Below are 13,844 nucleotides of genomic sequence, written 5' to 3'. Positions count from 1 at the left end.
CTCTTCTCTAGCTTCTCATCAGGTTCTTTGCGATGAAGAGGACGTTGGCGGGGCGCTCGGCGAGGCGGCGCATGAAGTACGGGTACCACTCGCTGCCGAAGGGCACGTAGACGCGCACTCGGTAGCCATCGCGGATCAGGTCGCGCTGCAGGTCGCGGCGCACTCCATACAGCATCTGAAATTCGAAGTGGTCGTTGGCGATGCCGCGCTCGCGGGCGTATGCCTTAGCCGCGGCGATCATCTTCTCGTCGTGCGTGGCGAGGCCGTGGTAAACCGGGCTGTCGAGAAGGACCTTGCTCAGCTTCACGTAGTTGGCGTCCACGTCGGCCTTCTTCGGGAAGGCGACCTCGGGCGGTTCTTTGTAGGCGCCTTTGCAGTAGCGAATGCGAATGCCGTCGGCGAGAAGTTGCTGGATGTCGGCTTCAGAGCGGTAGAGGTACGACTGGATCACGATGCCGATGGCCCCGGCGAGGCCAGGCATGGCGTGAATGCGGCGCACGATGTCGATGGTGACCTGCGTGAGCGACGAGTCTTCCATGTCGATGCGCACGAAGTTGTTGAAGGACGCCGCATGCTTGGCGAGGTCGAGGGCGATGCCTTCGGCCAGGCCGCGGTCGACTTCGAGGCCCATCTGCGTGAGCTTCACGCTGACGTTGGCATTGAGCTTGCGCGCGGCAATGGCGTCGAGAAGCTTGTGATAGACGCCGGCGGCGCGGTGGGCTGCAGCGGCGTCGGTGACGCTTTCGCCGAGGGCGTCGAGGGTGACGGCCATGCCCTGCTTGTTGACCGAGTCGCAGACGCGGACGGCATCGTCGATGGTCATGCCGGCGATGAAGCGGGAGCTGAGCTTGACTCCCATGCGGGAGCGCTCCATGAAATGGCGAAGGGTTTTGTTCTTGGAGAGAGCAATGAAACCGGAACGCAAAAGGGCCATGTTCGACTCAGCGCCTGAGATTCGCGGGGAGCGCTCTTAAGGCGGAAGGATGATTGTCGCATATTGACGCGGGGTTCGAGGAGCTGGCGAGATTGGAGGCGGCGGCCGTGCCCCAGCTACAGAACGTCTATTAACAGATGAGTAACCTTTTAACAGTTTCGCCGTTTCATCGCCTAAAAAATCTATGATTTTATGGAGCCTATCTAACTTACTTAATTAGTAAACTTTATCGGAAAATATCGGCCGAAAAAGCGAAAATTCGGAGAAGTAAAAACAGGGGGAGGGGTAGCTAATTTTCTAGTAAACATGCTGCAATTCTGGTGCATGTTTACTTGGCCTCTGCCCGACCTCCGAAGCCACGGCGCAGAACTCACGCGACGATCCTGAACAGGGCACACGACAGATGGAGATTAGCGCGTTTGGTGAGTTGGGGCGGTGATGGCGGTCACGTGTGTGTTGGTTTCGGGACGCGGGGGCTAAAGCCCTCATCATCTTTGATCTGAGGTTTCGGGCTGCCTGAAGGCAGCCCCTGATACGAAGCTTGTAGAGGCAGGACGGCGCTTCGGCCCGGCTAAAGCCGTGCCCTTGTTGCAGAACCCTCTATTCGACGCGATAAAGAGCGCAGCCGTGAGGGGGGAGCTCCACGTGGAGCGTCTTGGCCGTTGGGATTTGCTTGCCGTTCCAGACGTCGAACGCGGTGTGAGGTTTGTCGGCAAGGTGGAAACTCAGCCACGCGACGTCGAGAGTCTTTGCCTCATCTGCCAGGTTGAAGACCGCGGCGTAGGTCTTGCCGCCGCTCTTTGCATACCAGGCGCGCCATTGCAAGTCCGGTCGGCCTTCGTTCATGGGCATCAGAGCAGGCCCGCTGACGGTTGCGTGCTGATTGATATCCATCACTTCCTTGTTGGTCATGAGCGAGCGGGTGAAGTCGTCGAGTTTGGTGAGGTTGCCGCCGAAGATGAGGGGGCTGCGGCTGATGGCCCAGAGGGTGAACTCGGTGCGCTGCTCGTCCTGGGTGTAGTGCGATTGGCGCGCCTCACCGAGGCCGGGGTGGGGGCCGAGGTTGCCCTCGGGAAGCATGTCGGGGTCAGGCCAGGTTCCGGGCTTCACGTGCTTGTTCCACGCGGCGATCCGGTCGAATTCTTCTTTCAGGCCGAAGGGGAACTCGCTTCCCTGCCCTTTGTTCTTCGCCATCCACACGTCCCAGTGGTCGTCGGTGATGCGCCACATGTTGGCGTACTTCGCAACTTCGTCGGCGTGGGAGAGATTGGTGGGGCCGGGCGAGAGGCTGAGAACCATGGGGCGGCCGGATTTGCGGATGGCTTCGGCGACCTGGCGGATCTCGGTGGGGCGGTAGGGGTGGTCGCTGATGCAGTCGATCTTGATGTAGTCAACGCCCCAGTCGGCGTAGCGCTTGAGCATGGAATCGTAATAGGCCTGGCCGGCGGCGTTGTCGGCCACGCCGTAGTTGGCGTCGTTCCAGGGACAGGTGGCGTCGCGGTCGGCGGCGTCAGGGGCGTGGAAGCTGGAGCCGGCGATGGGCAGGTTGTGGTCTACGACTTCCTTGGGGATGCCGCGCATGACGTGGATGCCGAACTTGAGGCCGAGGGAGTGGACCCAGTCGGAAAGCGGCTTGAATCCGGCGTCGTTGGCACTCGAGGGAAAGCGAGCCTCAACCGGCAGAAGGAGGCCGTTGGGGTCGTAGAGGTACTGCTGCTTCTCAGTGGTGGCGGCGAAGGGATCGCGCATGTACCAGCCTTCGTCGATGACCGCGTACTGCCAGCCGGCCTGCTTCATGCCGGCGAGGACCTTCACGTTATCGCGGAACTGGGCTTCGTCGATGGTGAGACCGTAGGCGTCCCAGCTATTCCAGCCCATCGGTGGCACCTGCGGTGCGGCCAATTGCGCCTTCGGCGCAGCCTGGGCATCGACGGACTCGAGAAGGCCGAAGAGGAACGTGATGATGGCGAGCAGATAGAGAGCGCGAAATATGTGTGCGCGGGACATGGGAAAACGTATACCACACGGCACCTGCGGTGCGGCCAATCGCGCCTTCAGCGCCAAGCATTTGCCGATGGTGTTTCGTCTTGGTCACTGAACTACGTTAGTTCCTCGCGGGTTCCACAGCAGCCACGCATAGAAGGCAGCGAGGGCCAGCATGGCCCAGGGAACGGGCCGGCCGATGAGGGAGTAGAGGATGGTTCGGCCATGGCCGGTGTGGTCGGTGCGCATGGCCAGAGTCAGGTTGCCGATGTCGGGGATGACGATGTCGGAGGTGAGGATTGCAGCAGCGAAGGTGAAGGCGACGGCGAGGCGTCCGAGTCGGCAGCCTGCGCGGCTGAGCAGGGCGCAGGCAGGGACAGCGAGGATGAGCAGGCGCGTGTCGTACTGGCGGTGGTAGCCGGTGATGACGGCGATGGGGACGATCGCTGCCAGGAGCAGCCATGGGTTCTGCATGGATCGTACAGCCGCAGTGAGCCAGACAAGCAGAAGCACCGCGAGAACAACGTACGCCACAGCGTTATAAATTGCGGGATGGCTCCAGTAGATCGCCGTGATGGTCTGCAGGCTCACGTTCATGGGGCCGCGGACGGCGGGGTCGGTGAGCGGATTGTCAGGGCTATTGAGCTGGCCCGGTGCGAATGTCGAGAGCAGGTTGGCGCGCAGTTCGGCGATCCAGTTTGGCGCTATGCGCCAGGCCCACGACATGGCGGGAATGGCCAGCGCGGCGATGATAGCGAGAGCCTGCAATGCCGCGCGGCGGAAGGCGGGGAGGAGAAGGAAGAGGAGCCAGATGAATCCGGCGTCCTGCGGCTTGAGGGCGAGAGCGAGGCCGAGACAGATCACGCCGGCGGTAACATGCCTCTGACTCAGGAGACACCAGGCGGCAATGGCGCAGAGACTGACTACAATGCCGGCGGCGTTGCCGGTCTGGAGCAGGAGCTGGCTGCCGGAGAGCAGCACCAGCATCAGGAATCCAGTGACGCGGGGCGCGCGGTCTACGCCGGCGGTCCACATGAGATATGCGGCGAAGAGGAACAGGGCCGCGGTGAGTATGGACCAGAGGATGTGGGCAACGGTCCACGGCAAGAGAGCAAAGGGCGCTATGAGGAGCAGGCCTGTGGGGAGGTTTACGCAGACGGTGACGACCTGCGATGCGCCGAGCTGCGCGGCGGACGTGTTTCCCGGCTCGGACCTGTAGAGCTCAAGCAGGTTGGCCTGGAGGTAGGGATCCCGGTGATGAACGAGCGCCTTGGAGGCGTAGTAGACGGCCTTGAAGTCGGACTGGCTGAGGTCAGGGTAAGGCGGGGTCAGCCAGCCCAGCGCGAGGAACACCGCCGCTCCGATCAGGAAGTAGACGAGAGAGTCGATGCGGGCTCGCGACAAGGCCGGCCTTTCCGATGAGGTTACTTCGCAGGGCTGAGTTCGTCTTTGTAGACCTTGCCGCCCTTCATCACGAACCCGACGTGCTCAAGCACTTCGACCTTGTCGAGAGGATTCGCGGTAACGGCGATCAGGTCGGCATACTTGCCGGACTCGAGCGTGCCTATGTCTTTGGACCGGTCGATGAGGTCCGCGGCGGACTGCGTGGCGGCGCGGATGGCGCCGGCGGGGGTCATGCCGAACTTGACCATGTAGTGGAACTGCTTGGCGTTGTCGCCGTGGGGATAGACGCCGGCGTCGGTGCCGAAGGCGATCTTGACGCCGGCCTCGACGGCCTTCTGGAAGTTTTCGCGCTGGAGGCGGCCGACCATTTTCTCCTTGTCGACGTTCTCCTGGGGCAGGCCGAACTCGACTGCTTTGCCGAGGATGTAGTCGTCGTTGTAGATGTCGGCGACGAGGTAGGTGCCGTGCTGCTTCATGAGCTGGATGCCTTCGGCATCGATGAGGCTGCCGTGCTCGATGGAGTCGACGCCGGCGCGGACTGCGTCCTTGATGCCTTGGGTTCCGTGGGCGTGCGCGGCGACTTTGCGGCCGGTGGCATGCGCGGTTTCGACGGCGGTCTTCATCTCTTCGTAAGTGAACTGCTCGGCGCCGGGCTTGTCGCCCTGGGAGAGCACGCCGCCGGTGGCGAGAATCTTGATGACGTCGACGCCGTACTTGACCTGCGCGCGGATGGCGTGGCGGATCTCGTCGGGACTGTCAACGATGGCGAAGTCCTTTTCGGCGGGGTACAACATGTTGGAGACCGCCGGGGCGAAGCCGTTCATGTCGCCGTGGCCGCCGGTGATGGAGAGCGCTGGTCCGCTGGCAACGACGCGCGGGCCGGGGATAAAACCTTCATCGATGTAGCGGCGAAGATCGACGGCGAAGAAGGGGCTTGAGCCCACGTCGCGCACGCTGGTGAAGCCGGCCTGGAGGGTCTTGGCCGCATTGACCACGCCGTTGAAGCCGTTCGTGAAGGGCGTCTGCTTGACCTCGTTGATGGGGTCGTATTTGTCGGAGCGCGCTTCAAGGTGCGTGTGGCAGTCGATGAGGCCGGGCAGGACCCAGGCGCTGGACAGATCGAGGACTTTGGCGTCGGCGGGGATCGTGACTTCAGCGGCCGGAGCGATCTTGCTGATGCGCTCACCGTCGATAACGAGCACGACGTTGTCGCGAAGCTTGTCGCTGGTGGCGTCGAAGAGGTGGCCGGCTTTGACGTACGTCGTGGGAACGGGCGCGGGAGTCTTCGCCTGCGAGTGGGTGGTGAGCGGGAGAGCGGCGAGCGCGCAGACGGCAGCGGCGGCGCGAAGGAAAACAGAACTGGAGTGGGGCAAGAGGGGCTCCATGAAAGGGGTTCCCTCGCATTATAGAGAACGGTGCGGCCGGGCTACTCGCTGGATTTGCGGCGACGGCGCGCGCCACGATTCTTGAGGAGCTGAATGACCTGGCAGCCAGAGCACTTCCAGGGGTAATAGCCGAAGCGGGAATAGATGACGCGCTGCATGAATCCTTTGCGCGAGGTGCGGCGAAGGGACTGCCTGCCGCAGGTCGGGCAAACAATTGCGCTGCTGGTGTCTTTTTCGGAAGTGTGCTCTTTACTCTTTAACTCGCTCAAGACAGTATCGCTTACGTTTCCTGTGAGGAATCAAAATTGTAGCATGCACAAGGACTTAGGGTTGTCACCTGAGGTGATTACCGGGGGTGCGTTTCATTTTGGGAAGTCTATGTTTTGCGCTGGAACGGCTGGCTAGGCCCCGCTGCGGAGCCGCTGAAGTCCCTGGCGGGCGAGGTCGGCGATGGCGCTTGCCAGGGTGGACGAGCCGTTGAGTGACTCGGGGCGCTCGAGGCGGATTCCCTTCTCGTGCGCATACTGCTTGAACGCGATGTCGACGTCGTAGAGGATTTCGACGTGATCGCAGAGGAAGCCGATGGGCTGGAGGATGAGAGCTTTCTGTCCGGCTTCCGCGAGGGTGTCGAGGGTGTGTTCCACTGTGGGGCCGATCCAGGGACCGCCGCTGGCACCCTGGCTTTGAAAGGCGAAGAACCAGCGCGGGATTTCAGGAACGGCCTGGGCGACGAGTTCGGCTGTGTGCTTGGCTTCCTGCGCGTAGGGGTCGGCGCCTTCGCCGGGCCAGTGGCGCGGTGCGCCTTCGCTGGCGGCGGGGGTCTGGACGGTGCGGCACGGAACGCTGTGCGCGGTGAAGAGGACTGGGACAGGCTGGCCGGTTTCAGCGGTGAGCTTGGCCAGCGCGGTGCGAAGGCGTTCTGCGAAAGCCTGGATGAGGAGAGGGTGCTGCGGCCAGGATTCGGTGAAGTCGATGCTAAGGGAGCCGGCCTCAGCCTGCACGGCGCGGCGGTAGAGGCCGACGCTGGTGCGGGAATTCTGCGGAGCGACGCAGATGACTGCAGCCTCTTCGATGCCCTCGGCGCGCATCTGTTTTACGACGTCGGGGATATAGGGACGCCAATTGCGCATGCCCACGTAGACGGGAACGTCGACGCCGCCCGCTGCGAGGTGCGCCGCAGTGAGGCGCGCCTGCTCCATGGTGAGCTCGGTCAGGGGGCTGCGCCCGATAAGGCCGTAGCGGTGCTGGATCTCCTCGATGACATGCTGCGGCAGCGGACGGCCGCTGACTACGTTGCGCAGGTATTCGGGAATCTGCTCGACGGTTTCAGGAGTTCCGTGGGCTAGCAGGAGCACGGCTTGTTTGGGCATGCGGGGGATCCTTGGGGAACAGGGCTTAGGGGTTAGGGCTCAGGGCCAGTAGCCCGCAGCTTGTAGCCAGAAGCTCAAGGCTACCGGCTACGAGCTACAGGCTTGTTTCTTGTAGCCGGAATTCTCGGACCATCTTCACTACGGCCTGCACGTTCTCTACGGGGGTGTTTGGGACGATGCCGTGGCCGAGGTTGAAGATGTGGCCGGGACGTCCGTTGGCGGCGCGCAGAACTTCCTTCACGCGCTGCTCGAGGATTTCTACCGGAGCGAAGAGGGTGATGGGATCGAGATTGCCCTGGACGGCGTGGTTATAGCCGACCGAGCGCCAGGCGACGTCGAGAGGCTGGTGCCAATCGAGGCCGATCACGTCTGCGCCGGTTGCGGCCATGTCGGTGAGCAGGCCTGCTGTTTCGACGCCGAAGTAGATCACGGGCACGCCCATTCCCTGCACAGCGCGCACCAAGCGCTTCGAGGCTTCGAAGGCGTAGTCGCGGTAGTCGGTGAGCGAGAGCGAACCTACCCAGCTATCGAAGATCTGGATGACGTCGGCTCCGGCCTGCACCTGCTGGCGGCAGTACTCCGTGAGGACGGTGACGATCTTGTCGAGGAGGCTGTTCCAGGCAAGGGTGTTGCCGTACATCAGCTTCTTGGTCTCGATGTAATTGCGCGAGCCGCCGCCCTCGATCATGTAGCTGGCGAGGGTGTAGGGCGCGCCGCAAAAGCCGATGATGCCGAGGCGGTCTTTGAAGTGCGCGGCGACTTTGCTGATGGCCTTGGCGACGTAGTCGAGGTCGGCGGCGCGGTCGGTGCGGAGAGCTTTCACGTCGTCGGCGGTGCGGACCGGGTGGTGGACCACGGGGCCTTCGCCGGCCTGGAATTCGAAGTCGAGGCCCATGGGCTCGAGCGGCAGCAGCAGGTCGGCAAAGATGATGGCCGCGTCGACGCCGAGCTTTTCGGCCGCGGTAATGGTCACTTCGGCGGCCAGGTCGGGCTGCTTGCAGATTTCGACAAGCGTGTGGTGCTTGCGGACGTCGCGGTACTCCTGCATGTAGCGGCCGGCCTGGCGGAGGAACCATACGGGGGTGCGATCGACGGGCTTGCGCAGGCAGGCGCGCACAAACCGGCTGCCGTCCAGAATTGATTCTTCGACAGCGCTGTTCTGGGCTTTCGTATCCATATAGGGGAATTTTAGAGGGCCGGAGGTAAAAATCGGCAGATCGGGGCAAACCGGTGTGCGCTGCGTCACTCGGACGGGTTGCCGGCGATGACCGGATGGAAAGCGGGCCTACCGTTGGCAAGGTGAGGATGCCGTGAGCTTAATGAGCGAGACGTAGCACAGATGCGGTGGGGAGTGGCGACGCCATTCCCCTTCACGCTGAATGTACAACGGCGTGGGTGTGAGGCTCGATGATTTCCGGGGTGCGCTGGGCCACGGCGTTCAGCGGGAACCAAATGCTAAAGACGGTGCCGCTGCGATCGCCTTGGCGCGACTTCACGCGCATGCGGGAGTGGTGCTTGGCGATGATTTCGCGGCTCACCCAGAGGCCAAGGCCGGTGCCATTGTCGCCTTTTGTGGTGAAGAACGGCTCAAACAAGCGGCGGCGAACCTCTTCGGGCATGCCGTGGCCGGTGTCGGCGATGGTGACGCGCACGCCCGGCTGGCCAGTGCGCCAGTGGCGCTGATCGCGCGTGCGCAGAACCAGGCGGCCGCCAGTCTTGGTGGCGTCGAACGAATTGCCGACGACGTTGGCAAACACCTGGCGGATCTCTGAACCCGAGCAGAACACGCGCGACGTGTCGGCATAGTCGCGGTCGAGGGAAACGCCGGAGTTCTTGAGGCGTCCTTCGTAGATGGCTACGGATGATTCGAGGAGTCCCGACATTTTCTGCTCGCCCAGGGCCACGGTCTGGCGGTTGAAGCGCAGCGTATGCGTGACGATGTGCGAAACGCGGGCGAGCTCATCCTGTGCCGTGCGGCTGAAGTTGCGCGCGGTGGCGTCTTTGGTGTTGTTCTCGATGAGGTAAAGCAAGTTCGTCACTGCTTCAAGCGGGTTGTTGATCTCGTGCGAGATGGACGCTGCAAGCCGCCCGACGAGCGCCAGCTTCTCGCTACGGATCAGTGCGGTCTCAGCTCGCTTGCGCACGTCGATATCGGCAAAAGCATCGACCGCGCCGATGATTTTTCCTTGCGCATCCAGAATCGGCGCGCCAATCATCTCCACCCAAATGCATGAGCCGTCGGGGCGCACATATTGATACTCGCCGCGATGGATTCCACCTTCGGCAAGAGCGAGCGTGAGCGGGCGGTCGCCGACCTCGACGCGCGTACCGTCAGCGTGCAGCACGTGCAGGTCGCGATACGTCTCACTCCCCTCGTGCGAGAAGGAACGGCCCAGAATGCGTTCAGCCTGGCGATTGCCGCTGACGATGCGGCCGTCAGCGAGCGTGAAGAGGAGGCCGACCGGCACATTTTCGAACACTGCGCTCAGACGTGCGCGTTCGGCGTCGAGAGCTTCGGTCACCTTCTTGAGGGCAGTGATGTCCTGGGTGACGCCGTCAAAGCGCGCGGGGCTGCCGTCTTCGTTGTAGGCGGTGCGGCCAATGGCGCGAATCCATTTGCACGCGCCGTCCGGCGACACGGTGCGGTACTCGATGTCGTATCGGCCATTGGTGGCAATGGAAGTTTCAATGGCCACGCGGGTGCGTTCGCGGTCGTCTGGATGAATGCGCTGGTAAAAGAGCTCGATATCGACCTTTGCATCCGGAGGCAGCCAGAAGTGCTCCTTCACAGTGTCATCCCAGTCGAGCTTGTCAAAGGGGAGATTGCAGAACCAGTAGCCAATCTGCGCGGCCCGCGTGGCGAATTCAAAGCGCTCGCGCTGCTCGCTGAGCTGGTCTTCGGTCTGGCGGCGCTCGGTGATGTCCTGGAAGAAGGTGGCCACGCCGCCATCGGGCGTGGGATAGTTGCGCACCGAAAACCAGCGGTTCCAGGGGCGGTAGCACCCTTCGACCGTGGTGGGCTGGTGGGTGTGCAAGCATTCCACGAGAGCGCGGCCAGTATCAGAATTCTCAATGCCCGGAAAGACGTCGTGCAGGCTTCTGCCGATTAGTTCGTCGGCGTCCAGTCCTTGCGACTCGTAGATCGCGCGCCCCGCCGGATTGAAATTCTGGAAGCGGCCTTGGTTGTCGATCACATGGAAGCCGTCGCTGATGGCCTCGAGCACGGTTGCAGCGCTCTTTTCGGTGGCGAGCAGCGCCTCAAGCGTGCGCTTGCGCTCCGTGGTGTCGACACCCAGGACGAGGATGCCCGACACCGATCCGTCCGGCTCACGCAGGGGCTGGTAAACGAAGTCGAGGCTGCGGACTTCTTCAGGGCGATCTGCAAAGGCCGGAAAGGTGAACTGGACATCGTTGCCGATGAATGGCTCACCGGTTCGATAGACGCGGTTGAGAACATCCTCGTAGCCCTGCTCGACGGCCTCGGGCAGCACGTCTCGCAGTTTCTTTCCGATGACGTTGCGGCCGGAGATCAGCCGTTGATAGGGAGGGTTCGTCAATTCGTAGACGTGGTCGGGGCCGCGGAGGACGGCGAAGAATGCCGGGGCCTGCTGAAAGAGCGCAAGCAGCCGCTCCTGCTCTGCGCGGAATGATTGTCGCGCCAAGACGCTTTGCGTAGTCTCGAGGCAGGTGACCAGAACGCCCGTGATCTGGCCGGAGCCATCGCGCACCGGGCTGTAGCTGTAGGTGAACCAGGCATCCGAGACGTGGCCTTCGCGGAAGATGGGAGCGAGGAAGTCCTCATTCCAGATGGGGGTCCCCTGGCGGGCGCTCTCGATCTGGTGGCCGACCACGTGCCACACCTCCGCCCAGCTTTCGTCGCCACGCCGGCCGAGGGATTGAGGGTGTTTGTCGGGACCGAGGATGGGAATGGCCGCGTCGTTGTAGAACTGGGTGAGGCCATCGCCCCAGAAGAGGATCATGGGATGCTGGTTTGCCAGCATCATGTTGATCAAAACCACAAGTGCGTCGGGCCACTCCGCAATGCAGCCGAGGCCGGCACTCATCCAGTGGTGTGTGCGGATGAGATCGGCCATCACGCCGGGCCCGCAGATTCGCTCTACTCCCGAGGAAATTTGTACAGCGCCGCCTGTGCCAAGGTCATTTTGCATGGAGAAGGGAAAACAGCGACTGAGTTGGAGATCCGCGGTCCGCGCAGGAGGAAACTCTAAGCGAATTGGATGCTCAAAGTGACAGAAATGCTGTCTTGCCCGTAATTCAGCCGGCGAAAGGACATTCCGGACACGATAAGAACGTAAGAATGCAGGCCCGTGACTCGCTTCATAAAGGAGCGCCGAGCTTTGCTCCGGATGAGGGCAGTCGCGTCGGCCTCGGTGTTGCGGCTACTTTTGCACGAAGAACTCACTCATCACTGGCGCGTTTGCGGCTTGTCCCGGAGGATTTGGCAGGTCGAGAGCGGCCATCCAAGTGGCCAGCATGCTCTGGTGCTGGTAAACGGTCTTGGAGCTCTGCCGGTAGCCGGGCTTAACGAGTGGGCCCCAGAAGAGCGCGGCTACGTGGCCGCCTCCGTTGGCCGTATCGCTCACAATGCTTTCGTCGTAGAGCACAGCGAGGATTCCGTCGCCGCCCGCCTTGAACGCGGGTGTGCCCGAGATGGGTCCTACCACTTTCGACTGCAGCCATGCATCGGCCTGGGTGGGGGGTCCGCTATGCGCATCGTTCGCGATGCTGGGAATGATAAAGGAGAATTGAGGCAGTGCATTGCTGGCGATATCAGAAGCCAATTGAGTGAACGGCCAGATGTACTTCCTGGCGGTGGTCGGAGAATCGGCAACGTCGCTCAACAACGCGAAGGGATTGTGACGAAGTACATACTGGCCCGTGTTTCCGCCTGTGTAACCCTGTGTCGCGCCTTCAGCGTAGATCTTGAATGACACTCCTGCCGAGATCATGCGACGGGCGATACTGTCCACGTTCCAGATCTGCCTCGAGTTATCGTCTCTGGTCAGTATCTGTCCTGTAGTGAGCATGAAGTAGTTGCCGATGGAGTAGTGCGTATTGGCGTAGTAATTCGTCGCCAGTGCGCCCTGCATCATGAGCTTGTTGAGGTTGGGCCAGACAAGCGCATTGCCGACTACCGATGCGTAGATCTGATTCTCCTCCATGACGACGACTACGTGACGGCTGGATGGGACAGAGCCTCCGCCGGAAGTAGGACCGCCGGTAAACGGGGAGTTCGAGCCTGAGCCTCCGCCGCAACCCAGGACGATCGCGCAAAATGCAAGTGAAGCCGACGCGGCAAAAAACCTAATCCTCAACAAAACCTCCGGGCGGCGGAGACCGCCATATGAACAACTGGTTAAGATGTGAGTTCGCAGCCTGCGGGTGTCCGAAGAAAGCCAGGACTTCAGGTCCATTCCTGCGGATGGAGTTCACGCGATCAACGGCTTGGCACACGTTTTTCCCGTGGATCAACGCGGGGCAGATTGAGGTGGAACGGAGGATCGTCCCGCGCTCGAATGGGTGCAGGAGCCGTGATGATGAGGCCTCAACCCGTTCGCTACTCAAGGGAACCGCTCAATTCCCGAGCTCACGGCGCCCGCATCTGTGTGAGACGGCCGTAAGACACAAAAAAAAATCGGCCCCCGTTTTCGGCGGGGGCCAAGTTGCCTTGGTTCTCTCTGTTACGAGAGCTTGTTTGGCGGCCGTCGGCGGGGGAGCCGAAGGCGCGGTAATAGCCTCGGGGGAGTGGCTGCGGTTTTAGGGCCGCTCCGCACCTGTCGAAGGCGCTGCACCCTGGGGTGATGCGGCGCCTTGGGCCGCCAAGCTGTTTTCCATCAACCGCACGTGTACGCTCGATTTGCGAACCGGAGCTGCCGGCTCGTCGGCGCCAGTGTTTGAGGCGACCTGGGCATTGCCCAGCGCCACTGCATGCATGCGGTAGACGGGAATGTCGTGTTCTGCCAGGTAACGATTTACAACCTGGGCAATACGCTGCGAGTTCTGGATACCCACCGAGCCGCGGCCCGGCGTGTGCGCTTCCATTTCGATGATGTAGCCCTGACGGCCGTTCACGTTCTGGATGAGCTGATCGAGCTGATCCTTGGCGTCCTTGGAGAGGACTGTGCTGCCGTTGCGGAAGGGCACTTCGACTTCGGAGACCTGACGATACTGGTCAAGCCCGTTCACTTTGGTGTTGATCTGGTCTACGTGGCCTGAAGCTCCCTGGGCTGTGGTGCTGGCGGTCTGCGCCTGTGCACCGGCCTGGGTTGCGGCCTGGTTGGCCGCATCTGCGGTGGACTGGGCCTGCTTAATTCCGGCCTGTGCGCGGGAATCGACGTCCTGAATATCCTTCGCGTTCTTGGCGTTCAGTTCATCGAGTTCAGTGAGCCGATCGTTGATTGGATCGGTCTGCCGCTTCACCCACTTCTTGCGGGCGAAGGGCTGCATGTGACCCCAGAACCCCTCCTTCGACTTGTTGCTCAGCCGCTGCTGGTTTGCATCGGGGGAGGGCTGCTGCTGCGACGTTTGGGACGCTGAACTTGCTTGCGGGGTCGTCGCAGGCTGCGACTGCGCAGCCGAAGGAGGGTTGTCCTGAGGGGGCGCAGGCTGCGCTTGCTGCGCAGCTGCGGGAATGGCGATCGCAGATGCCAAAGCGACAATGGCCAATTGGCCAGGAATCAAAGTGCGGGCTTTCATCTAAGCTCCTCTAATCTTCTTTTTTGGTCTCCGCCGTTAGATCGCGGGAAG

At 62.0% G+C, this 13,844-nt stretch carries 9 protein-coding genes; all 9 read right to left on the bottom strand.

Annotation, left to right across the window (positions count from 1 at the left end; translation table 11 throughout):
• Nucleotides 1-7 precede the first annotated feature (7 nt).
• The 9 genes from MOP44_RS18560 to MOP44_RS18520 all read right to left on the bottom strand — a co-directional run bounded on the left by MOP44_RS18560 (nucleotide 8) and on the right by MOP44_RS18520 (nucleotide 13,793).
• Nucleotides 8-934 (bottom strand): proline dehydrogenase family protein, encoded by a 927-nt coding sequence (locus tag MOP44_RS18560; RefSeq protein ID WP_260791741.1) that lies wholly within the window; start codon nucleotides 932-934, stop codon nucleotides 8-10.
• Nucleotides 935-1,534: 600 nt separating this feature from the next.
• Nucleotides 1,535-2,941: a glycoside hydrolase family 27 protein gene (locus tag MOP44_RS18555; RefSeq protein ID WP_260791740.1), complete on the bottom strand. Its 1,407-nt coding sequence runs from the start codon at nucleotides 2,939-2,941 to the stop codon at nucleotides 1,535-1,537.
• An 84-nt stretch (nucleotides 2,942-3,025) separates the two neighbouring features.
• Complete coding sequence (locus MOP44_RS18550) at nucleotides 3,026-4,321, bottom strand: glycosyltransferase family 87 protein (protein ID WP_260791739.1); 1,296 nt, start codon at nucleotides 4,319-4,321, stop codon at nucleotides 3,026-3,028.
• Between the two features lie 20 nt (nucleotides 4,322-4,341).
• The gene (locus MOP44_RS18545; protein WP_260791738.1) at nucleotides 4,342-5,694 is read right to left on the bottom strand and encodes a Xaa-Pro dipeptidase; all 1,353 of its coding nucleotides are present in this window, start codon (nucleotides 5,692-5,694) and stop codon (nucleotides 4,342-4,344) included.
• A gap of 413 nt (nucleotides 5,695-6,107) precedes the next feature.
• A complete protein-coding gene (hemH, locus tag MOP44_RS18540) occupies nucleotides 6,108-7,076 on the bottom strand; it encodes a ferrochelatase (RefSeq protein WP_260791737.1) in 969 nt (322 codons plus the stop codon).
• A gap of 94 nt (nucleotides 7,077-7,170) precedes the next feature.
• On the bottom strand, nucleotides 7,171-8,253 hold the full coding sequence (gene hemE / locus MOP44_RS18535) for a uroporphyrinogen decarboxylase (protein ID WP_260791736.1): 1,083 nt from the start codon (nucleotides 8,251-8,253) through the stop codon (nucleotides 7,171-7,173).
• A 193-nt stretch (nucleotides 8,254-8,446) separates the two neighbouring features.
• Nucleotides 8,447-11,245, bottom strand: coding sequence for a PAS domain-containing sensor histidine kinase (locus MOP44_RS18530; RefSeq protein WP_260791735.1), 2,799 nt, complete (start codon nucleotides 11,243-11,245; stop codon nucleotides 8,447-8,449).
• Between the two features lie 231 nt (nucleotides 11,246-11,476).
• Nucleotides 11,477-12,412 (bottom strand): alkaline phosphatase family protein, encoded by a 936-nt coding sequence (locus tag MOP44_RS18525; protein ID WP_260791734.1) that lies wholly within the window; start codon nucleotides 12,410-12,412, stop codon nucleotides 11,477-11,479.
• A 442-nt stretch (nucleotides 12,413-12,854) separates the two neighbouring features.
• Nucleotides 12,855-13,793: an OmpA family protein gene (locus MOP44_RS18520; RefSeq protein ID WP_260791733.1), complete on the bottom strand. Its 939-nt coding sequence runs from the start codon at nucleotides 13,791-13,793 to the stop codon at nucleotides 12,855-12,857.
• Nucleotides 13,794-13,844 lie beyond the last annotated feature (51 nt).

It is taken from the genome of Occallatibacter riparius (assembly GCF_025264625.1).
Lineage (GTDB): Bacteria > Acidobacteriota > Terriglobia > Terriglobales > Acidobacteriaceae > Telmatobacter > Telmatobacter riparius.
Note: the sequence above shows the minus strand (reverse complement) of the source record. Positions and strands in the feature narration are given on the sequence as shown.

Coding starts and splice junctions, on each gene's coding strand:
- MOP44_RS18520 (WP_260791733.1), bottom strand. CDS start 13,793: ATGAAAGCCCGCACTTTGATTCCTGGCCAATTGGCCATTGTCGCTTTG.
- hemH (WP_260791737.1), bottom strand. CDS start 7,076: ATGCCCAAACAAGCCGTGCTCCTGCTAGCCCACGGAACTCCTGAAACC.
- MOP44_RS18530 (WP_260791735.1), bottom strand. CDS start 11,245: ATGCAAAATGACCTTGGCACAGGCGGCGCTGTACAAATTTCCTCGGGA.
- MOP44_RS18560 (WP_260791741.1), bottom strand. CDS start 934: ATGGCCCTTTTGCGTTCCGGTTTCATTGCTCTCTCCAAGAACAAAACC.
- MOP44_RS18555 (WP_260791740.1), bottom strand. CDS start 2,941: ATGTCCCGCGCACACATATTTCGCGCTCTCTATCTGCTCGCCATCATC.
- hemE (WP_260791736.1), bottom strand. CDS start 8,253: ATGGATACGAAAGCCCAGAACAGCGCTGTCGAAGAATCAATTCTGGAC.